This window comes from Sphingomonas sp. Root710 (genome assembly GCF_001429065.1).
GTDB lineage: Bacteria > Pseudomonadota > Alphaproteobacteria > Sphingomonadales > Sphingomonadaceae > Rhizorhabdus.
The window spans coordinates 246,858-265,836 of sequence record NZ_LMIB01000012.1 but is presented as its reverse complement, the minus strand read 5'-3'; the positions used below and the strand labels follow the sequence as shown (position 1 = coordinate 265,836).

Below are 18,979 nucleotides of genomic sequence, written 5' to 3'. Positions count from 1 at the left end.
GGACATGCGCGTATGCCACCCGGCCGAAACGGTTCGACCGAGGTGCTTTGCGAGGGGTTTCGAAGCCCCACTCCCGAGTGTCGCGGGAGCCGGGTCAGATTGCGTGCTTCCGATAAGGAAGCAAGTCTAATGTCCGGTGCTAAGGCCGGCGTGGGCGTCGGATTAGGTGTTCCCGCCGCTTTCCTCGTCAGCATCGCTATAGCGCGGCTGATATATCTCGCCCGGCGTCTTCCAGTTGCGACGCCAAGGAACCGCTGGCATCCCGCGACATAGTCTCCCAGCTTATCCTAGAGCGCGGCATGGCTATGGATATGAAGCTGCTCAGGCTCATGACGAAGCGCGTCGGATCGGCGCTGCGGGATAAGCGCGAAAAGGGGCTGGTGCGCACCGTCGAGGGCGCGGGGCTGTATCAGTTGTGGGAAGTGGCCCGTTAATCGTCGAGATCGTCCGGGGGTGTTGCATTAGGCCAAGCATGGGCGATTTCCTCGCACGCCGCTTCGATATTTTTTATCCGCGTGGTGATATTCGCCCCCGCCGGAATCAACTGCCCATCAAACACATCATATGAGAAGCAGATGGCACGGTCCGGTATCCCTGTTTTTCCCAGATGGGCCTGCGCGAACATCCAGACCAGAACGGCGGCAGTCCTCGCTTGTTCTTTCCGCTTCGTGGTCGATCCCTCGCCTTTTGCGATCATCGTAACAATCGCACCGACAGACGACTCTGCCTCGCCCTTTCCTGCGCGATGAACCGTCACATCAGGCGTGACTTTGACTCTTAAGCCGCCAATTGAAAGCGGCGGAACCGGTCCCGTGATTCCCTTGCAATTCAGTTTGTTCAGGCCAGTTTGGTTCAAGGATGAGGCGTACTTGTCCAGAGCTTCGATAGACGACTCTAGATCAGCCTTAGTCCAAACAGTATTACTTTCATTAGAAAGGCGATCAACTAGAGCCTGTCTATGTTGAGCAAAGGTGTTGGGGCTTTTGATGGCATCGCATAGACAGGCGCTGATTGCCTTTCTCGCTTGTTGGTAACGCGAAACGACTGCGGTTGACTGCCATCGGGCATCTCTAATAATTCGCTTGCGTGCCGCAGGCCCTGCATTTAAATAGGCTGCCAATTGGTTGGCGGAGATAGACGGCGTGTCTACTTCGCGATACTTTGGTTTGGGTGACGGCATGGAAGACCTCTTCCTCTCGGCCGATATCGGCGATTCTAGGCGTGTTTGCGTCTCTTCTATATCGCGGCAGACCTATAAGCACGCGGTAGGTTCAGGTTTGGGCGGTGATCGCGGATATTTCGTATTCGAAATGGATGAAAGTCAGCCCGGCAACACTGCGGTAGTGCTGGCGAAGGCCCCGTCGTGGGAAGCCGCCGTGCGCCTATTTGACATGATAACCGGTAGCGTTCGCGCAGCGGCGTGAGCCTACAGATCAGCCGTTTTTTGCCTGAATGCCATTCCCAACAGCTACGCCGATCGTGATGAGCAGTATATTTTTGAGGGCGCTCAAGAGGTCGTTCGATTGAGGCGTTCCTGGGCCCCAAAAAACGATAATCATGATAAGGGCAAGCACCAGAACGGACAATAAAAGTGCAATTGCTTGCGTTGTGTTGTCCGTGCCAAATTTTACTATTCCCAAGTTCAGCCGAAGGACCCGGCCTCCAGCTTTGCCCGGCCCTGTATGATCTGGAATCCCAAGTTTGGTATCGTCATCAGGGACCGGGGAAGTATGCTCAGGCGGCAGTATTTGCTGCGGCATTTTGCTTCAATTTCTGTTCAAAAACCGCCGCAATCAAATCGTTCGGGATTTTAGGTTTGGAGTCTAAGCTTCCGTATTGCTCTTTGATAATCGTCCACGGCTCGCCCGGGGCGTGTGTCGCGTTCGATAGTTGAACACCCGTGTATTTCTTATGGATATCCCAAACGCTTCGGATGAACGGCTTTAACTCTTCCGGAACACCGTCGGGGGTGACGAAGCTGAAACCGTCGCCAACCGAACCAAACTCAGAGATTAGGGTGTCGACTTCGCGACGGCCACAATCCACCGTTTGTGTGTAGACAGGGCGAACAACCGGCCCCCAAGGCCACGCTTCAAAATCATCCTCAAATAGAGGCTTCCGGTTGTTCATCGCCAGATACCATGCATGGGCATAGAACAAGAGCTTCTGCAACTTCATCTGATCGATTTTTGGCACGGAAGGCTCGGCCCTGCCTAGGGCCAGAAATTCATTAGCTACCGCCGCGACGGTCGAGGCGGGAGCGCCATTGGCAACCGCTTGGGTCATAGCAGCTTCCTTTCTCCCGAATCAAAAGCCCCTCGTGCATGGCGCACTCGGGGCATCGTCTGGTATGGAAGATATGCTGTTCTCGTTACGTTTTCAAGCGGCGCGCTGCCAATACCCAGCCCACCTGCGCGACTGAGTCGACGCCATAGCCGCATAGCTAACCAGCGCTGCCTGCTGACCGTTCGACACGCGGCGGTTATCCTCGCGCCACGAAGCCTCGCCAGCATAGGCATTGAGATACGGGCCCGCGATATGATGGTGCGTGCCGACTTCCATCCGGCGCAGGCGCGAGAAGTAGCTTTCGGCCTGATTGGTGCAGACGCCCTTGTCCATGTAGCGGATCGAGTGATTGACCCGGCCCGTATCGTAGGAGGCGTGCAGCGCGTCCCATGCGGTGCCCTCGTCGGCGTGGACGGTCGCGCCAGCCTCGACAACCGAACGGATGAAGGGAACGCCCTGCGCTTCGGTCTTGCCAATGAAAGTGAGGGTGCGACCGCCACGAGCGCGGGCCACGACAACGACTTGGCGCTTGCCGGTCTGGTTTTCCAGAAGGCGACGATCCTTGCGATCCGATTTTTCATTGGCCGGCTTGCTGTAGCCGCCGAAATAGGCGCCATCGACCTCGACCACACCGCCAAGGGTAGCGTTCATATTCTCGCGCGCCATCGCTTCCCGCAGCTTGTGCGAGAGGACGAAAGCGGTTTTGTACTGGACGCACAGGTCGCGGCTGACTTGTAGCGCTGAGACGCCCTTAGCGCCGTTACGAAAATGACGATCGCGGCGAGCAGATCGGTGAACGACAGCTTGCGCGAAGCAAAGATGGTGCCGCTCGTAACCGAAAACTGCGCGTAGCAGGCGACGCGCTTGAAGCGGCGGCGCGTGCTGATCTCATAGGTTTCGGTGCAGCCGCACTTGGGGCACACGGCCTCGCCGTCCGTCTCCGGCCAACGCAGGCGGCGGAACGTCTCGTAAGCCCCATCTTCGCCCATGCGAAACACAGCCTTGAGGCTGAGCGTGCGGGCGGCGGCTGAGAGGAGAATGTGTTGCATGCCATCATATCCGGTGATGTTATGCACTGGATATGGCGGTTTATATAACCGAAGTCAAGGGTGTATATCATCATAAGTGATGATATTTTTAGGATTGATCCGTTATGGTGTCGAAGTCGGACCCCGTGAACGTCGAGTATGAGACTCGCGCGAAGAACTTGCTTAAGGGTGAGTTGAAGCGACGGGGGGTCACTTATGCTCAGCTTGCGGAGAAGCTGGCGTCAATTGGCGTCACAGAGAACGAGCGGAACCTTAATAACAAGATCAGCCGGGGCGGCTTTACGGCTGCGTTTCTGCTGCAATGTCTAGAGGCTATAGGAGCCTCATCGCTGCGGCTGGACTAATCGCCCTCATTTGGGCTGCGATATGGGGTTTTAGCTTAGCAGCCTCAAACTATCCCGAAGAAGAAAGGTATGAGGCCTACGGCTACGCCGCCGATAACAAACAGGCTGCGGAAGCGGCCCTTGCCGATCAAACCAAGCCCGTGGAATATCGACAGCCATGCGATAATCCCAGAGGTGCAGACGAAGCCGATCTGTGTGCCCAGTGGAAGGCAGCGCGGGCCGCCGAGGACGCGGCCCTGTGGACAAAGATCGGCACCGTCCTCAGCGCGATTAGCGTTCTCGGGATTGTTGGTGCGCTCGCACTTACCGTCCAGTCCAACACCATAGCCGGTAGTGCCGCACGGATTGACCGACGACCCTGGATCAGCGTGACCGGCATTGAACTTGTCGAGCCTGCCATCCGCATCGCGATCCCGGGCTTCGAAGACAGGATCGCGGTGGCCTTTGAGGCTGTTCCGCATAACAGCGGGAAAACGCCAGCGGCTAACCTGCTTCCCCAAGTGATCGCTGGACAGCCGGGAGACCCCCGATCTCAGATCGACAGGATCATTAAACACCTTAGAGGGCAGGTAGGCTCCGCCGATACCGGGCAAGGATATACCGTCGCTCCTGACTTCTCGCATACCGATACCGCCACCTATTATATGCCGTTCGACGATGCTGGCCCCATTTTCTTTCTCGAAGCGGTCGTGGTCTGTGCCTATCGTGAAAATGGCGGGGCCGAGATCTTTGAGACCGTTCAGACCTTCCATATGATTGCTGACCATCTCGGACGGCCCCCAGAGCCACGAGAGTTTAGGATAACGAAGGTGGCTCCCGCCATCATGCATTAGTGCCAGCGCCGACAAAAACGCACTAATCACCGGAACCCCGGTGGTCATCACCGCATTCGAGGGTGAAGGCATCGGCCTTGGTGCGTATGCTATATAATGCCGCGAAAAAGACGCGCGCACCTCCTCGTGCCGCACGCGTCGAAACCCGCCTAGCTGCGTGAGGATATGACGTCCGCGAGCCAAGCCTCGATCTCGTTCTCGTGCCACCGGGAGGCAGTCGCCGTGAGCTTGTACGGCTTGGGCAAGCCGCCCTCCGCGACCAGCTCGTAGATCTTCGACTTCCCAAGCCCGACCCGTGCCTTGACATCGGCTAAGCGCAAGAGCCTTTCCGGCGTCTCGGTCATGACGAAGACCCTGACCGCGCTTCACGCGCTTTTGCGAAGCCACGATCGCTCGCCAGAACGCGGCGAGCAGCCGATACCGAGGCCCCCGTTCCGTCCGCAGCAGTACCAGGTTGTTTACAACAACTTTCGCGCCACGCCTCGCGAGCAGATAAGCGTGCTCTCGGCCCAATCCTCCGCCCGCGCCGGTGATGATTGCCAACGCCCCGATAGATCGATCGACATATCTTACGCGCCGCTCTTAGCCATGACTTTGCGTCGAGGGGCGGCTGGAGGGCTTGAATTGGCGAATCCCAGAGGTGCGTCTCGTGTTGGAGCGGCCGGAATCGGGGGGTAAGGCGCCAGCGCTTCTGGTCGTGTGGCAAGCGACAGCGTGCATAAATCCACGACCTGGTCTGCGATTTGCTCAATGCTCAAGCGACCATCGGGAGAAAACCAGGTCGATATCCCGTTGATCGCGCTCATGATGGCGTAGACTGCAACTTTGGCGTCGCAAGCACGAGTGCTTCCATCGGCCAGGCCTTCCTCTAACATCGCGACAAGGCTAGCTACCACCGCGTCTCGTTGCTCGATTACGACTGAGCGATCGTCAGGACGCAGGGCGTCGACATCGAATGTTACACCGCCGACACCGGCCTGCCCATACATCCATATGGTGTAGCATCGTAAATGGAGCCTCAGCCTGTCAATTCCCACGCCACCTGCAAGCTTTGCAAATTGCGCGGCATGAAGCCCCAGATCGAGCGCGATATTATGGCACTCGAACAGGATTTCTTGTTTGTCCTTGACGTAGTTATAGAGTGTCCCTTTTGAGATCCCGAGTACTTTTGCGACTTCGTCCAAAGAGGTATTGTGGAAGCCCCGGCGTGACATGATCCGCGCCGCCTCGCGGATCACGGCGTTACGCTTGAACCGCTGAATTTCCTCATTTGTTTGAAAGCCGTTTTCCCAGCGGGGCATTGGCCACCCTTCGCGTCAGTTGCCCGATCATTTGTCATTTGCGATAAATCAAGCGAACTCGCGGGTCAATATGATAGGCCGGGTGAACTTTTACGACATCGGAGGCGCGCGACCGAGGTCGGCCGATCAAAGCGATCAGAATCGAGACCTCAATGACTGCCGCTGCTCGCCGAGGGGGCGCACTGTAGAGTCGGATAGCCTGCCTCAATCGAATGACCCCCAACGGCCTGTTCTATAAATTTATTATTTTGACCCTGGAGTCATTTGGACTACAGAAACTTGAGCCGTCGGTCAGGTTTGGGCAGCGTTAGCGAGAGGGCGCAGCCGTGCGCAACATTCCACGGGTCGCACGCAGAATGTTACCCTGAAGGATGGCATGGAGCGTCAAGAGTTCGGGGCCTCGCTGCAGATCGAGCCAAGTGGGCGCAAATTGTTAAGCAATCTAATTACGAAAAGGGATTTCAATGAGAGGGAAAAAGCTATTTAGCCTAGTCCAAGAGAATGGAACATTTGAGCTGTACGCTGAAGATGTTGAAACTGGCCCTCCGGGGCCCAATGAGGTCATTATTCGCATTGATGCTTCGCCGATAAACCCGGCCGATCTATTAACTCTTATCCCGGCGGTAGATTTAGATACGCTTGAAGCGGCGGGTACAGAGGATCGGCCGGCGGTGAAGGCCCTCATTCTAGGGGGGCGGTTGGCGGAGCTCGCGGGGCGCTTTGGTACACCAACGGAAACAGGCACCGAAGGAGCGGGCTTAGTCGTGGACGCGGGGCAAGACGCAGCACATCTCATTGGTAAGACAGTCGCATGTATGGGTCGGGCAATGTACGCCGAGTATATTCGTCTTCCTGCTAGCGCTTGCTTCGTCCTTCCTGACGACATCCCTGCGGTCCAGGGAGCCTCAAGCATTGTCAATCCTCTGACCGCGCTGGCTATGATTGATACGATGCGCTCTGACGGACATTCAGCGCTCCTCCATACGGCGGCCGCGTCAAGCTTGGGACAGATGTTGAACCGGGTGTGCATCGATCAAGATATTCCACTGGTCAACGTTGTTCGCCGGCAGGAACAAGCCGATTTATTACGTAGTCAAGGTGCGCGATATGTCTGCGTGTCAACCGAAGATGGTTTTCGTGACCAGCTCTTGGACGCGCTCGATGAAACTCAAGCGACCCTCGCATTTGATGCTATTGGTGGAGGGCCTCTAATTGGGCAGCTACTTGAGGCAATGGAGTCCGTAGCTCTCCGCCGAGCGACGCAATATAGCCGCTACGGATCATTGATCCGCAAGACGGTGTACGTCTACGGAGCACTGGAGGATCAACCGATTCAATATCAGCGCAAATCGGATCTATCGTGGACGGTCTCCGGGTGGTTGCTCCCGCTATCCCGGCAGCGCATGGCAGAGTTGTGGGCCCAAGTACCTCAGCAGCTGACCACGACCTTTTTGACTAAATATGGCGCTGATCTCTCGCTGGAGGAATTACTCATGCCCGCGAATTTAGAACGATGTGCTCAAAACGCGACTGGACAAAAGTTCTTGGTCTCTCCGCATAAGCTTGGGCGCTGATTAAGATTCTCGCAGACAGAGTAGATGAAGCGACGTCAGCCTAATACTAACCTGTCCACGAGAAATCGTTAACGTCGAATGCCAAGTGGGGCAGTGAAGATCTGCCAATCTATCTGTCGTAAGGGCGACCCGGAGCATGCTATGGCAGGAAAAGATACACAATTCAAGATGTGGGTGATCGTGGAACGGGAACCGAGCCTTGGAGCTTGAGGAGAGTTCGCCGCCAGCTTATTTTGCGCGGACGAAAGATGGACAGTTTATATCCACGCCTCACGTTGGCGGCGCCTGGAGTGTTGCGGAACAGCATGTTGCGCCGGCTATGGGTCTGCTCGTCCACGCGATCGACGTTGATCATGCGTCGCGGCGCGCCGACCGGTTGCAAATCGCTCGTTTGTCGTACGATATTTTGGGCGTCATTCCGATGGAAGCGGTCAGCATTGAGGTGACTTTTGCTACGGGCCGGTCGGACCATTGAGCTTATCGAGGCTCGACTTATCCACGGTGGTCGCCCCGCTATCGTCCTGCGCGCGTGGTTGGCTCAAACCTATGACAATAAGGCTTTGGAGACGGTCAACTTTCCCACCTTGCCGCCGCCTGACGTCATGCCTGCTTGGAACCCCTCCATTATCTGGCCGGGCGGGTTCATCGCGAGTGTGGAAGCAAGGCGGGACGAGTACAGTTTGGGACGTGCGCGATGCTGGGTCCGCCCGTCGCTCCCACTACTTCGTGGGGAACCCGTATCGACAACCGCCCGAGTCATGGGTGTCGTTGATATCGCTAACGGTCTGACGCCGCTATTTTCTCCAACGGACGTCGCTTTTCCAAATCTTGATCTCACCGCTCACCTTCTTCGGTCGCCAGTGGGCGAATGGATCGGTTTCGACATTTCCGTGTGCAGCAGCGCCGTCGGGATTGGCCTTACGCACAGCATTCTTCACGACTCGATTGGCCCCTTCGCGGCTGTCTCGAAAACTTTGACGGTACGTCCGAATATTTGAGTACTTGCGAAGAGGGGGGGCGCCAGTGGTGACGCCCCCCGATTTGCAAATCTACTGATTAGACGAGCGATGAGCTTGCGGTCGCCTATCCAGGTTTGTGTCTGCCTCTTGGATCAGAGACGTAGCCGGAAGGATCGGTATCTGTTCCACCCGGCTTATAGCCCCGTGCCTAGAAGGTGGCGTGTACACGAACACCAAATGTGCGTGGCGCACCCACAAAAGCCTCTTGAGTGCCGGCCTGCAGCGGGGTTTCGACCACACTATCAAAATATGTCTTCTTGGTCAGATTCTGCACCCAACCTTCTATCGTGTAGCGCTGGCCGATCTTCACCCCGAGGTTGGCATTGACCAAGCCGACCCGTCCTTGAACATTGAGCGCGGCGGTATTGATATACTGGCTGGCGGTATATCGGTACTGGACACGGGCAAGCAGATCGACCTGATCGGTCAGTGGAGTATCCAAATTTAGCCCGACGTTGGCCGATACCTTCGGCGCAAATCGAAAACGAGCATTTGCCAATACGCCAGGAACTGTGCCGTACTGCGCATGGGGGATCCAGATCGCGTCGGCGTTCAGCGCCAGAGCCTTGGTCAATTGAAAGCTATTTTCGATTTCCGCACCATAGTCTTTCGCCTGATTTGCGCTGATAATTTGGAATCGCGTACCCACATACTGAGCGATCTGCATGTTTTTCACGTCATAATAGTAAAACGAGATGTTAGTACGTGCACGGCGGTCGAGATATTGGAACTTGGCTCCGACTTCGTAGGCGTTTACAGTCTCCGGCCTGTATGTCGGGTCCAGAGGAACTGCTAAATTCGCCTTAAGTCCCGCGGCGTTCTCATCGATGTTCACACCGCCCGCCTTGAAGCCATGATTGAAGGTGGCGTAGACCATAGCGTCCCGGCTGAATTCGTATTGCAGCCCAAGCGTGCCTGAAAAAGCTCGGTCGGTGTGGGTTCGCCTATATTCCGGCGAAGGCCGCAAGCCCAGAACCGTGGCCCATGCGTTAGGAGCAGGATCAGTGTACAGGGAATGATAGGATCCAGTTTTGTGCTCAATCGAATAGCGCACGCCCGTGATCAAGTGGAGTTCGTCGGTGAGCTTGAAGTCGGCGTGTCCGAACAACGCATAGGATTCGCTTGTGGCGCGAAATCCACCTTCGTCCAGTAGGCCTGGGTTTGCCGAAACCGTATGGGGTGGGAGGCCTAGCAATGCGTTATAGTAAAATTCGGCCTGCGACCCGTTGAAGAGAGAATGGACGTCATGGATCGTTTCTTTGGCCACGAAGGCACCAAACACGGTTTCCGCATTTAAAGCAGCAATATTCGTATTATAGGTGAGCTCCTGTGACGCAAAATAGTTTTTGAAGCGATCGCCGACGTTGATGATATCGGCACCGGAGAAGTCCCCATCAGAGATTGCCTGGAAAACGTTGAAACGGCGATAAGCGGTCACCGATTTGAGACTACCGGTCCCGAGCTGGGCATCGATCATAAGTGTGGCGCCATAGTCCTCAATCGTCTGGTCGCCAGCATAGTTGAGCGAAACCTGAAAATCGGAAGGGTTAGTTGAAGGAAGTTTCAGCCCATTTGCGAGCGTCAACGAAGCGATTGCCGGCTGGGTGCGTCCTTTTGTCACCCTGTAGGTCGCGTAGCAGCAAACTCCTTGGCTGTGCGAATAGTCCGCGATCAACCGGACTGAGACATCGGACGACGGTTTCCACAGCAACTGGCCTTTGACCGCCTTAGTCGTATCGCCGTTGATCCGACTCCCAGTGGTGGCGTCGGTGAAGAAGCCATCGGTGTGCGAAGTCAGGCCGGCTACGCGCAGGGCGGCGTTGTCACCCAAAGGCAGGTTTACCGCAGCCCTCACAACATGCGAGTCATAGTTACCGTAACTAGCCTCGATGGAACCGGCACGCTCGGTCGTCGAGGGCTTTGTCGAATCCAGAAGCAACGCGCCCGCCGTGGTGTTCTTACCAAACAGCGTTCCCTGCGGCCCCCTCACGACCTGAAGGTTGTCGATATCCAGGAAATTATGGAGCGCAGAGCCTGCCCGAGTCCGGTACACGCCATCGATAAACACGCCGACTGAGCCTTCGAACGCCCGGCTTATCCCGTTCGTCCCCAAGCCACGAATGACTAGGTTGGAGCTGGCGGAGGAATTGTTGTTCACATGGAAAGTGATGCTGGGCGAGATCGTCCCGATGTTAGAAACATTTAGGACGCGGGCCTGTGCGAGCGCCTCCGCGTTGGCAGCGGTTATCGCGATCGGCACATCCTGCAAACGTTGAGACGTGCGCTGAGCGGTGACAATGATGTCCGGAACCGTGTCCACCGCCGCAGCTGGTTTCACGTCCTGCGCAAAGGCAGGTTGCACTAAACTGGTTACACAGACACCAGCCAACAGGCAAAGCTTAATATTCATAATCTCAGACCTCCCCTCACAATTGAGCCCTTCGTGTTGTGGACTTCTGTTCAAATTACATAATGCGGTATTTGGCTGTTCATGGAGACATGCCTGCGGTTCAGCCCAAAGACCGGGTACAAGCTCTAGAAACCGTACAAGACGGACTCGGCACTGCGACGGCACTTTGATCGATACTGATGGACTATCGCGGTCTAGCTCCTCGATTTTGCTCGCAGCCAGGCAGCGCGTTATGACCTTCGCTGTTGCTTCTATGACCAAGGAGTACTATCGTATGACTCATAAGTCAACGAGTCGATGTGAGGGAAATTCTGCGGTTAGGAACCCGAGGCGTTAGCTGGTATTCAGCGGTGGATCTGTCGGTTGGAACGACCTCAGGGACGCCCTTTTTTACCTTGAGCATGGGCATGATTGTCCGCCGAGAACGCCCGGTCCGGCTTCCCAGAAGCCTCCGGAAGGCTCGCAGTGGCTAGGCGATCAAGCCGACATCCTTAAGCTGGAGAAATCCCAGGATGGCTAACTACGTTCTCGTGCACGGCGGATGGTGCGGAAGCTGGTGTTACGATCGCACCGCTGCGGACCTTCGGGCACTGGGGCACCGTGTCCTCACTCCCGCGCTCGCAGGTCTTGGCATCAGAAAAGCGGAACTGAGCCCGGCTATCACCCTGGCTACCCATATAGATGACGTACGAATCCAGATTGAGGACGCCGGATTTGATCGCTTCAATCTCGTGGGCCATTCTTATGGCGGAATGGTCATCACCGGGGTGGCCGCATCGTTGGGTGCGCGGATCGATGCGCTGATTTACGTTGACGCCTTCGTTCCTGACGACGGCCAATCGATCTACGACATCTCCGGCGATGGGGGCGGGCTGTGGATCGATTTGCAGCGTGATACGCCCGGGCTGATGATGCCGTTACCAGCATGGGCACATTTGCCCCTCACTCCACAGCCACTGCTAACGGCTTTACAACCGGTCCGTTTCACTGGTGAGGAGAGCAAGGTTCAACGGCGTGTCTTCATCTATGCCACCGGTTATTCGAATCCGTATGCCGTGTATTCCGAGAAACTGAAATGCGACCCTGGATGGCAATTCCACGAAGTTGACTCCGGACATTTTGTTATGGCCGACAAGCCTGAACAGCTTCTCGAGATATTGCTTGGGTATGTCTGAGCTTCTTCTGCCTCAATGCGGGCCAGTATGTAGGGGATTCGTCCCGTTCCGAGAACAACGTTAAGCGAGAACGGTCATTTCATCGGCAGCCTAAGCAACGATGAAGTGGGTCTGTGTGTTTAATCGCTTTGACGTGTCGGCGTGGAGCTATCGCTCAAAAGGCGCTTCGCCAATCTTGAGCGCGCGTAAGAGCTTCGAACTGGAGCCGGTATAGCCGACCAACTGCAGAGCAAAACCGGCATACTGCGCAGCCACTTCGCGTGGTGACTGGGGCCCGTCTGTCCGGAACCATAGCGGCAATCCGGTGCAGAGGCCGACTACGGCGCGCGAGGCGGCTTTGGGATCATCGCAGCGGAACTCGCCTGAGGCGATCCCTGCGGTTACCTCGTTGTCGAAGAGTTGCTTGCTCTCCCGTCGCAGCCTTCGGTTAGATCCAACATTAGCTTCTTCCAGGCTTCGGAGCTCGCTCGAGCCGATGAAGCCGAGATCGCGCCGCGCAGCATGGAACAAGGTCTGACACTCGACTAACAAGGCGAAACGTTCGGCGGGCGACCGGCCGTCGGCGATGGCGGCGCGGCTGCGGGCGAGAATGTCGGTCATGACATAGTCGAGAATTGCAACCAGCATGTCCTGCTTGGTCGCGTAGTGATAATAAAGGCCTGGAACGGACAGCCCGCAGCGTCGCGCAATGTCGCGCGTGTTGGCGCCATGATAGCCAAATTCTACGAAGGCATCAAGGGCCGCAGCCAAAGGCTTGTCGAGCGCAAGCGGTGGATAGTCTCTCCAGTGCGGCGGCAAAAGCTTAGCTGAGTGGCCATCGACAGGCCCCGCAGCTTCAAGCGAGGGCAGGAGCCGGGATACTGGACAGTCAAGCAGCTCCCCAATCCTAGCCAGTCGTGACGGCGTCACTTTGACTCGGCCGGTCTCGATTCCGATCAGCGTGGCGGGGCTGACAGCAAGCTGCTTCGAGAGCTGGCGCACACCGAGACCACGGCGCTCGCGCGCCGCGCGAAGCGCTCCCCCGTCAATCGACAGTCCCTTTTCCCTTGGCATAACGTCATAATTCCGCAGATTGTTAATGTTTACAAGAACGGGGTCGGCGATGCTCTAGGCTCCGCCGTGTCTGCCGGGCTTGCCGTGTCCCAGAACAGCCGTCCTACCGCTTACAATCTCCGGCGTAGAGTATGACAGGGGTATTTGAATAGGCCGATCGCACAGACAAGAGCTAATCTATAAAAGCAAACCCAAAATTAAGGTTGACCGAGCGCTCGCTCACTCATAATGTAAACAGCAGCGGTGAGACATTGCGAATGGAGGAGGTCGGTTTGAGCGTCGAGACACTGAAAACAGGCGCGCGCCCAGCAGCCGAGTTGGCGCAGCTTGATTTGCTAAGCGATGAGCTTCGGGCTGACCCGTATCCCTTTTTCGCTGAATTGCTGCAGAGCGCCCCGGTGCTCTGGAGCGAGCGCCATCGTGCATGGTTGATTTCGCGTCATGAAGACGTGACTGCCGCGCTGAAGCATGAGGCGTTCAGTTCGGACCGGATTGCGCCGTACCTGGAAAGTCGCGTGCCGATCGAGGACCGCGAACGATTCAAGCGGATGTTCGACCTGCTCGGCAGCATGCTGCTGTTCAAGGCTGCCCCGATCCACACCCGCCTGCGCGGTCTGGTTCAAAAGTCCTTCACGCCTTGGAGAGTGAAAGCGCTGGAGAGCGACGTGGAGCGCATCGCGACCGAATTGTCCGAGGCCATGCTCAAGCGGCTGAAAGACGGGGTGGAGCATGTCGATCTCTTCTCGGAATTCTGTGCGCCGCTGCCGGGGCAGGTCATCGCCAGGATGTTTGGCGTGCCGGTCGAGGATGGCGCGCTGTTGAAGAGCTGGGCGCACAATCTCGGGATGTTCATGAACGCGGCGCTCGACAATCCTGATCGGAACGAGCGGGTTGCCGAAGCCATGACCGACCTCGAGACTTATCTGCGCGGTCATATCGATGCGTATCGCCAGAACCCTGCGGACAATATTCTATCCGGGTTGGTGCAGGCGGCTGATGAGGGTGACAAGCTCGATTACGACGAACTAATCGCGACGTGCATGTTGTTGATCGATGCGGGTTACAAAACCGTGCAATATTCGCTCGTCAACGGGTTGCTGACCCTGCTCCAGTCGCCGTCCGACTGGCACCGTTTTGCGAGCGACCCTGCGGTCGCCCAAAGCGCCGTCGAGGAGTGCATTCGCTTCGCACCGGCGGGCAATTACATCATCCGGCGCGCGGACCGCGATATCGAGTTCGGCGGGCAGAACATTCAGGCGGGCAGTCGCATCTTTATCGTCACCGGTGCCGCCAATCGCGATCCCGGGCGGTTCGAGGAGCCGAATCGGTTCATGATCGACAGGCAGCGCAATGCGCATGTCACCTTTGGCGGCGGCATGCATTTCTGCATGGGTGCGCCATTGGCTCGCATGGAGATGAAGGCGGCGCTCACGACGTTTCTGCGCATCATGCCACGGCTGGAACTCGCCGTGCCGCTCGGATCGCTTGAATGGCAGCGTGTTCTTCTGCTGCGCGGGCTAGACTATCTGCCTGCCCGCCTGGCTTCGCCCGACGCGACGGCGCACTGATAATGAGCAAGAAATTGTTGGCGTTCAGCGCCTTTGTACCTCGCTATGCGCTTGCGAGAGCCACATTCTCCTCAGGCGCGGGGCACCGCTCCGTCGCGGGCTATGACGAAGATGTCATCACCATGTCGGTCGAGGCGGTTCGGCAGTTGCCGGACATGCGAAAGCAGCAGAAAAAGCTCTATCTCGCGACCTCCACCTCGCCGTTCTGGGACAAGTCGAATGCCGGTGTCGTTCACGTTGCCTGCGACCTGCCCGCCGACGCGCAATGTATCGATCTCGTCGGGCTTCGCTCAGGGGTTGCCGCGCTGCAACTGGTCTCTGAAACTGGCGGAATAGCCGTCCTCAGCGACTTGAGGACGGGCCGGCCCGGCTCGACAGAAGAGTTGGAGGGCGGAGACGCCGCTGCGGCTTTCTTGTTTGGCGATGGCGACAATGCCGTTGCCGAAGTGATCAGCACTGTATCGCGTCCGATCGAATTGATGGACGTATGGCGTACGCCTGGATCGGATTGGTCCTACGTCTGGGAGGAGCGCTTTGCCGCTACGGTGATGGCGCCGGTGGTCGCGGAGGTGGCCCGGGAGCTACAGGCCGGTTCGGGCAGCAACGCCGCCCCGAGTTATGCCCTCATCAGCGCCCTCAATGGCCGTTTCGCCTTGACTACGGCGACGGCGCTGAACCCGACACGCGGCACGACGCTGCAGAAGAACCACCGTGGCCGAGTAGGCTTCTGTGGATCGGCGGACCCGGGCATGCTGCTGGCGCTGGCGCTCGATGAGGCGAAGGCGGGCGATACGATCATGGTGGTCGGCACCGGCAGCGGCGCCGATGCGCTGTTGCTGCGCGTGCTCCGCGATGGCGAGGGGAAGCTCAAAGTCGGTGACGGACTTGGCCTGAGCTATACCGATTATCTGGTCTGGCGCGGGCTGCTGGAGCGGGAGCCGGCACGACGGCCCGACCGTCCATCGGTTTCTGCACCGGCAAGTTATCGCAACCATGACTGGAAGTTCGGTCTTAGAGGATCGCGTTGCACTGCATGCGGCGCCGTGCATTTGCCGCCCCAGCGGGTGTGCTCCTCGTGCGATGCGATCGACCAGACTGAGATCTACGACGCCTCAGGCAAGGCTGCGCATATCGCGTCGTTCAGTACCGACCTCGTGTCCGACAGCCCGGCAACCCCGGCCGTCGCCGCGATGATCGATTTCGAGGACGGTGGACGGGTGATGATGGAGTTGACCGAAGCGGACCCCGCCACATTGGCGATCGGCGATCCGGTCGAGGTGGCTTTCCGACGCACCTACAAAGTTCACGGAACGCCAAACTATTTCTGGAAGGCGCGGCCTTTGATCGGGGTGTCGAAATGAGTAAAAGTCTCAAAGACAGGATCGCGGTTATTGGCATGGGGTGCACCCAGTTCGGTGAACGCTGGGAGCGCTCCGCCGAAGATTTGATGATCGACGCCTCGGTCGAAGCTTTGGCCTCGGTGCCGGGGCTCAAGAAAGACGATATCGAGGCCTATTGGGTCTCGACACAGGCCTCGGGCCATTCCGGGCTGATGCTTTCTCGCGCGCTCAAGGTGGACCGCCCCGTAACGCGGGTCGAGAATTTTTGCGCCAGCGGCTCCGAAGCGTTCCGAAACGCAGCCTTTGCCGTAGCAGCAGGCGTGTACGACATCGCGATGGCTGTTGGCGTGGAAAAACTGAAGGACAGCGGTTACTCCGGACTGACCCTGAACGCCCCGCCCGGGGACAATACGGCGGCGGAAATCAGCAATCCCGCAGCTTACGCGATGTTGCCCGACGCCTACACCGAAGCTTACGGTGTCGACAAAGCCGACATGCGGGACGCGCTGACGCATATAGCGTGGAAGAATCACGGCAACGGGGCGCTGAATCCGGAGCGGGCTCAGTATGTCACCCCCGTCAGTAAGGACCGCATCAACGGTGCAGCGCGCGTCGCCGGCGATCTCAGCGTGTTCGATTGCTCCGGCGTCGCGGATGGCGGCGCGGCGGCAATTATCGTGCGCGCCGAGGATGCGCTGCGCTACACGGACAAGCCGATGTACCTTAAGGGCATGTCGCTGCACGCGGGCCGCTGCGAGGGGTCTGTCACTGCCGGCCAGAGCTACGTCAGCTTCCCCGAAGTGGTGGCCTGCGCCGCCGAAGCCTATGCACATGCCGGGATCACCGATCCGCGAAATCAGATTTCCATGGCGGAAGTGCACGACTGCTTCACGCCGACGGAATTGCTGTTGATGGAGGATCTCGGTTTCTCCAAACGCGGCGAGGCGTGGCGAGATGTGCTGGACGGCGCCTTCGATTTGACCGGGCGGTTGCCAATCAACCCTGATGGTGGCCTGAAATCTTTCGGGCACCCGGTGGGCGCAAGCGGTCTCCGAATGATGTTCGAACTCTGGCTGCAATTCCGTGGCGAGGCGGGCGGTCGTCAGTTACCGGACCCTCAGATCGGCCTTGCTCACAATATGGGTGGACTGCCGGGCGAGTTCGTCTCGTTCATCGGGCTGTTCGGCAAGGAGCTCGGCTGATGACGGTGCGAGCTATCAGCCAGGTTCTCGTGGTGGGCTCCGGCCTAATGGGCGCTGGCATTGCGCAGGTGGCCGCAACGGCTGGTTTCGGAGTCGATCTTGTTGATTCACAACAGGGTGCGCTCGACCAGGCGCGTGAGCGCATCCTTGGCAGCCTGAAACGGCTTGAGCTTTCCGGCAAACTCAGCGACGCTCCCGAAGCGATCCTCGACCGCATCGCCTTCACGTTGGATCTGGAAGATGCCGCGGGACGCGCCGATCTCGTCATCGAGGCGATTATCGAGGCGCTGGAACCGAAGCAGGCGCTGTTCGCCAAGCTGGGCGAGTGGTGTTCCGACGACGTTGTCCTGTCGAGCAACACCTCGCAGTTCCGGATAGGCCAGATTGCCGAGCGATGCGCTTCACCGGAGCGCGTCATCGGTATGCACTGGTCGAACCCGCCGCCCTTGATGATGCTCGTCGAGATTATCGTCAGCTCGCTGACGACCGACGAGGTGCTCTCCGCCACCGTCGATTTTGTCCATGCCTGCAACCGATCCTCGGTGGTATGCCGCAAGGACGTGCCGGGCTTCATTTCCAACCGCATGTCTGCCGTTCTTTTCATGGAGGCCGCGCGCCTGGTGGACGAGGGCATCGCGTCGCCGGCCGATATCGACGCCGTTGCGCGGCTCATGTTCGGGCACAAGATGGGGCCGATTACAACGCTCGACCTAGCCGGACTCGATACTGCGCTACTGACGACGACGGCTTTGTCGGAGCATTACGGCGGCGACCGATTTACGCCACCGGGCTATCTGAAGGAGCTAGTGGCGCAGGGTCGTCTCGGCCGGAAAAGCGGCGCCGGCTTTTACGACTATCCGGGCGCCTGAACATGGTTCTTGGGCGAATGACCCTGGTCGTTGAACAGCGCGAAATCGTCGCACGCGACGTTGTTCGGCTCGTGCTACGCGACGCCGAGGGCAAGCCGCTGCCCCCGTGGCAGCCGGGCGCGCATCTCGAAATCGATCTGCCCGGTAGCCTGGTGCGGCATTATTCGCTCTGCGGCGATTTATCGGATGTGGATCGTTACGAGATCGCGGTGCTTGACCAAGCCGAGGGACGAGGGGGCTCACGACATATCGTCCGCAACGTGGCACCGGGCAGCATGCTTGACGTCAGCGAGCCACGGTTGTTGTTTAAGCTGGTGCCGGCGCCCCGTTACCTGTTTATCGCCGGCGGCATCGGCATCACGCCCATCCTTCCGATGATACAAGCTGCTGAGGCGGCGGGGGCGGACTGGCGCCTTCTCTATGGCGGGCGGGATCGCCAGTCGATGGCGTTTGTCGATCGGCTACAAAAATATGGCGACCAAGTCACGCTGGCGCCGCAGGACGAAAGCGGCCTCCTGGATCTGAAATCCTGGCTCGAGACGCCGGTTCAAGGAATGCAGGTCTACTGTTGCGGACCTGAGTCGCTGCTGCAGGCGGTCGAGCGCGGGACCGCGCATTGGCCCCGCGGTTCCCTCCATGTTGAGCGTTTCGCGCCCAAGCCGATGGACGATCGGATGTCTGAGAGCTTTGAGATTGAATTAAGGCAGTCCGGTACGATACTGCAGGTGCTCGAAGATCGATCGATCCTCGAGACTATCGAAGATGCCGGAATTTCAACGCTTTCCTCCTGTGGGCAGGGTACGTGCGGAACGTGTTTAACGATGGTTCTAAAAGGCACGCCGGACCACAGGGACTCATTGCTGGATAACGAAGAGAGAGAAGCCGGCGACAAGATGTTGATTTGCGTATCGCGCTCGAAGTCAAAACGTCTAGTGCTAGACCTATGATATTTTCGA

The 18,979-nt window shown here is 57.9% G+C and carries 20 protein-coding genes and 1 pseudogene; 12 read left to right on the top strand and 9 right to left on the bottom strand.

Annotated elements, in window-relative coordinates:
- The first annotated feature begins 311 nt into the window (after window positions 1-311).
- Window positions 312-434, top strand: a complete 123-nt coding sequence (locus ASE00_RS24240) for a hypothetical protein (RefSeq protein WP_268801353.1) — start codon at window positions 312-314, stop codon at window positions 432-434.
- Here ASE00_RS24240 and ASE00_RS23455 read toward each other — a convergent pair.
- The gene (locus ASE00_RS23455; RefSeq protein ID WP_156405388.1) at window positions 431-1,180 is read right to left on the bottom strand and encodes a hypothetical protein; all 750 of its coding nucleotides are present in this window, start codon (window positions 1,178-1,180) and stop codon (window positions 431-433) included. The genes ASE00_RS24240 and ASE00_RS23455 overlap by 4 nt on opposite strands.
- Here ASE00_RS23455 and ASE00_RS11085 point away from each other — a divergent pair.
- The gene (locus ASE00_RS11085) at window positions 1,179-1,424 is read left to right on the top strand and encodes a hypothetical protein (RefSeq protein ID WP_156405387.1); all 246 of its coding nucleotides are present in this window, start codon (window positions 1,179-1,181) and stop codon (window positions 1,422-1,424) included. The two genes, ASE00_RS23455 and ASE00_RS11085, sit on opposite strands and share 2 nt — an antisense overlap.
- A 9-nt stretch (window positions 1,425-1,433) precedes the next feature.
- On the opposite strand, the gene ASE00_RS23450 is transcribed toward ASE00_RS11085, so the two are convergent.
- The 3 genes and pseudogenes from ASE00_RS23450 to ASE00_RS11075 form a co-directional block, all read right to left on the bottom strand.
- Window positions 1,434-1,760 carry a hypothetical protein gene (locus ASE00_RS23450; RefSeq protein WP_156405386.1) on the bottom strand — a complete coding sequence of 109 codons (327 nt, stop codon included), beginning with the start codon at window positions 1,758-1,760 and terminating at the stop codon, window positions 1,434-1,436.
- The gene (locus ASE00_RS11080; protein ID WP_056380187.1) at window positions 1,735-2,286 is read right to left on the bottom strand and encodes a Panacea domain-containing protein; all 552 of its coding nucleotides are present in this window, start codon (window positions 2,284-2,286) and stop codon (window positions 1,735-1,737) included. Before ASE00_RS11080 ends, ASE00_RS23450 begins: the two co-directional genes overlap by 26 nt.
- Window positions 2,287-2,379: 93 nt before the next feature.
- Window positions 2,380-3,335, bottom strand: a pseudogene (locus tag ASE00_RS11075) (IS1595 family transposase).
- Window positions 3,336-3,439: 104 nt separating this feature from the next.
- On the opposite strand from ASE00_RS11075, the gene ASE00_RS24455 reads away from it, so the two are divergent.
- Window positions 3,440-3,679 (top strand): DUF6471 domain-containing protein, encoded by a 240-nt coding sequence (locus tag ASE00_RS24455; protein ID WP_056380185.1) that lies wholly within the window; start codon window positions 3,440-3,442, stop codon window positions 3,677-3,679.
- A 44-nt stretch (window positions 3,680-3,723) separates the two neighbouring features.
- Here ASE00_RS24455 and ASE00_RS23445 read toward each other — a convergent pair whose 3' ends face one another.
- From ASE00_RS23445 to ASE00_RS11055, 3 genes are all read right to left on the bottom strand, one after another.
- Window positions 3,724-4,560, bottom strand: coding sequence for a hypothetical protein (locus tag ASE00_RS23445; RefSeq protein WP_156405385.1), 837 nt, complete (start codon window positions 4,558-4,560; stop codon window positions 3,724-3,726).
- 101 nt (window positions 4,561-4,661) lie between these two features.
- Window positions 4,662-4,856 carry a helix-turn-helix transcriptional regulator gene (locus ASE00_RS11060; protein WP_056380181.1) on the bottom strand — a complete coding sequence of 65 codons (195 nt, stop codon included), beginning with the start codon at window positions 4,854-4,856 and terminating at the stop codon, window positions 4,662-4,664.
- 225 nt (window positions 4,857-5,081) lie between these two features.
- Entirely contained in the window at window positions 5,082-5,813 is a 732-nt protein-coding gene (locus ASE00_RS11055; RefSeq protein WP_056380179.1) for a TetR/AcrR family transcriptional regulator, read from the bottom strand.
- A gap of 464 nt (window positions 5,814-6,277) precedes the next feature.
- On the opposite strand from ASE00_RS11055, the gene ASE00_RS11050 reads away from it, so the two are divergent.
- From ASE00_RS11050 to ASE00_RS11045, 3 genes are all read left to right on the top strand, one after another.
- Complete coding sequence (locus ASE00_RS11050) at window positions 6,278-7,387, top strand: hypothetical protein (RefSeq protein WP_056380177.1); 1,110 nt, start codon at window positions 6,278-6,280, stop codon at window positions 7,385-7,387.
- A 319-nt stretch (window positions 7,388-7,706) separates the two neighbouring features.
- On the top strand, window positions 7,707-7,862 hold the full coding sequence (locus ASE00_RS24450; RefSeq protein WP_414819846.1) for a hypothetical protein: 156 nt from the start codon (window positions 7,707-7,709) through the stop codon (window positions 7,860-7,862).
- A gap of 127 nt (window positions 7,863-7,989) precedes the next feature.
- The gene (locus ASE00_RS11045; RefSeq protein WP_414819852.1) at window positions 7,990-8,385 is read left to right on the top strand and encodes a hypothetical protein; all 396 of its coding nucleotides are present in this window, start codon (window positions 7,990-7,992) and stop codon (window positions 8,383-8,385) included.
- Window positions 8,386-8,554: 169 nt separating this feature from the next.
- On the opposite strand, the gene ASE00_RS11040 is transcribed toward ASE00_RS11045, so the two are convergent.
- A complete protein-coding gene (locus tag ASE00_RS11040; RefSeq protein WP_056380175.1) occupies window positions 8,555-10,816 on the bottom strand; it encodes a TonB-dependent receptor in 2,262 nt (753 codons plus the stop codon).
- Between the two features lie 512 nt (window positions 10,817-11,328).
- Between ASE00_RS11040 and ASE00_RS11035 the strand changes: the two genes are divergently transcribed.
- Window positions 11,329-11,991 carry an alpha/beta fold hydrolase gene (locus tag ASE00_RS11035; RefSeq protein WP_056380173.1) on the top strand — a complete coding sequence of 221 codons (663 nt, stop codon included), beginning with the start codon at window positions 11,329-11,331 and terminating at the stop codon, window positions 11,989-11,991.
- A gap of 147 nt (window positions 11,992-12,138) precedes the next feature.
- Here the strand turns inward: ASE00_RS11035 and ASE00_RS11030 are convergent, their stop codons facing one another.
- Entirely contained in the window at window positions 12,139-13,044 is a 906-nt protein-coding gene (locus tag ASE00_RS11030) for a TetR family transcriptional regulator (protein ID WP_082594634.1), read from the bottom strand.
- A 272-nt stretch (window positions 13,045-13,316) separates the two neighbouring features.
- On the opposite strand from ASE00_RS11030, the gene ASE00_RS11025 reads away from it, so the two are divergent.
- From ASE00_RS11025 to ASE00_RS11005, 5 genes are read left to right on the top strand one after another with little or no spacing between them, the layout of a single operon-like run.
- On the top strand, window positions 13,317-14,612 hold the full coding sequence (locus ASE00_RS11025; RefSeq protein ID WP_162256444.1) for a cytochrome P450: 1,296 nt from the start codon (window positions 13,317-13,319) through the stop codon (window positions 14,610-14,612).
- A 2-nt stretch (window positions 14,613-14,614) separates the two neighbouring features.
- Window positions 14,615-15,973, top strand: a complete 1,359-nt coding sequence (locus tag ASE00_RS11020; protein ID WP_056380168.1) for an OB-fold domain-containing protein — start codon at window positions 14,615-14,617, stop codon at window positions 15,971-15,973.
- The gene (locus ASE00_RS11015) at window positions 15,970-17,154 is read left to right on the top strand and encodes an acetyl-CoA acetyltransferase (RefSeq protein ID WP_056380165.1); all 1,185 of its coding nucleotides are present in this window, start codon (window positions 15,970-15,972) and stop codon (window positions 17,152-17,154) included. The genes ASE00_RS11020 and ASE00_RS11015 overlap by 4 nt, the downstream gene beginning before the upstream one ends.
- Entirely contained in the window at window positions 17,154-18,023 is an 870-nt protein-coding gene (locus ASE00_RS11010) for a 3-hydroxyacyl-CoA dehydrogenase family protein (RefSeq protein ID WP_082594632.1), read from the top strand. The genes ASE00_RS11015 and ASE00_RS11010 overlap by 1 nt, the downstream gene beginning before the upstream one ends.
- A gap of 17 nt (window positions 18,024-18,040) precedes the next feature.
- The gene (locus ASE00_RS11005) at window positions 18,041-18,970 is read left to right on the top strand and encodes a PDR/VanB family oxidoreductase (RefSeq protein WP_056381586.1); all 930 of its coding nucleotides are present in this window, start codon (window positions 18,041-18,043) and stop codon (window positions 18,968-18,970) included.
- Window positions 18,971-18,979 lie beyond the last annotated feature (9 nt).

Bases quoted from the DNA above. Each gene is read 5' to 3' on its own strand.
- ASE00_RS24240 (WP_268801353.1), top strand. From the start codon at position 312: ATGAAGCTGCTCAGGCTCATGACGAAGCGCGTCGGATCGGCGCTGCGG.
- ASE00_RS11085 (WP_156405387.1), top strand. From the start codon at position 1,179: ATGGAAGACCTCTTCCTCTCGGCCGATATCGGCGATTCTAGGCGTGTT.
- ASE00_RS23455 (WP_156405388.1), bottom strand. From the start codon at position 1,180: ATGCCGTCACCCAAACCAAAGTATCGCGAAGTAGACACGCCGTCTATC.
- ASE00_RS23450 (WP_156405386.1), bottom strand. From the start codon at position 1,760: ATGCCGCAGCAAATACTGCCGCCTGAGCATACTTCCCCGGTCCCTGAT.
- ASE00_RS11080 (WP_056380187.1), bottom strand. From the start codon at position 2,286: ATGACCCAAGCGGTTGCCAATGGCGCTCCCGCCTCGACCGTCGCGGCG.
- ASE00_RS24455 (WP_056380185.1), top strand. From the start codon at position 3,440: ATGGTGTCGAAGTCGGACCCCGTGAACGTCGAGTATGAGACTCGCGCG.
- ASE00_RS23445 (WP_156405385.1), bottom strand. From the start codon at position 4,560: ATGACCACCGGGGTTCCGGTGATTAGTGCGTTTTTGTCGGCGCTGGCA.
- ASE00_RS11060 (WP_056380181.1), bottom strand. From the start codon at position 4,856: ATGACCGAGACGCCGGAAAGGCTCTTGCGCTTAGCCGATGTCAAGGCA.
- ASE00_RS11055 (WP_056380179.1), bottom strand. From the start codon at position 5,813: ATGCCCCGCTGGGAAAACGGCTTTCAAACAAATGAGGAAATTCAGCGG.
- ASE00_RS11050 (WP_056380177.1), top strand. From the start codon at position 6,278: ATGAGAGGGAAAAAGCTATTTAGCCTAGTCCAAGAGAATGGAACATTT.
- ASE00_RS24450 (WP_414819846.1), top strand. From the start codon at position 7,707: ATGGGTCTGCTCGTCCACGCGATCGACGTTGATCATGCGTCGCGGCGC.
- ASE00_RS11045 (WP_414819852.1), top strand. From the start codon at position 7,990: ATGCCTGCTTGGAACCCCTCCATTATCTGGCCGGGCGGGTTCATCGCG.
- ASE00_RS11040 (WP_056380175.1), bottom strand. From the start codon at position 10,816: ATGAATATTAAGCTTTGCCTGTTGGCTGGTGTCTGTGTAACCAGTTTA.
- ASE00_RS11035 (WP_056380173.1), top strand. From the start codon at position 11,329: ATGGCTAACTACGTTCTCGTGCACGGCGGATGGTGCGGAAGCTGGTGT.
- ASE00_RS11030 (WP_082594634.1), bottom strand. From the start codon at position 13,044: ATGCCAAGGGAAAAGGGACTGTCGATTGACGGGGGAGCGCTTCGCGCG.
- ASE00_RS11020 (WP_056380168.1), top strand. From the start codon at position 14,615: ATGAGCAAGAAATTGTTGGCGTTCAGCGCCTTTGTACCTCGCTATGCG.
- ASE00_RS11015 (WP_056380165.1), top strand. From the start codon at position 15,970: ATGAGTAAAAGTCTCAAAGACAGGATCGCGGTTATTGGCATGGGGTGC.
- ASE00_RS11010 (WP_082594632.1), top strand. From the start codon at position 17,154: ATGACGGTGCGAGCTATCAGCCAGGTTCTCGTGGTGGGCTCCGGCCTA.
- ASE00_RS11005 (WP_056381586.1), top strand. From the start codon at position 18,041: ATGACCCTGGTCGTTGAACAGCGCGAAATCGTCGCACGCGACGTTGTT.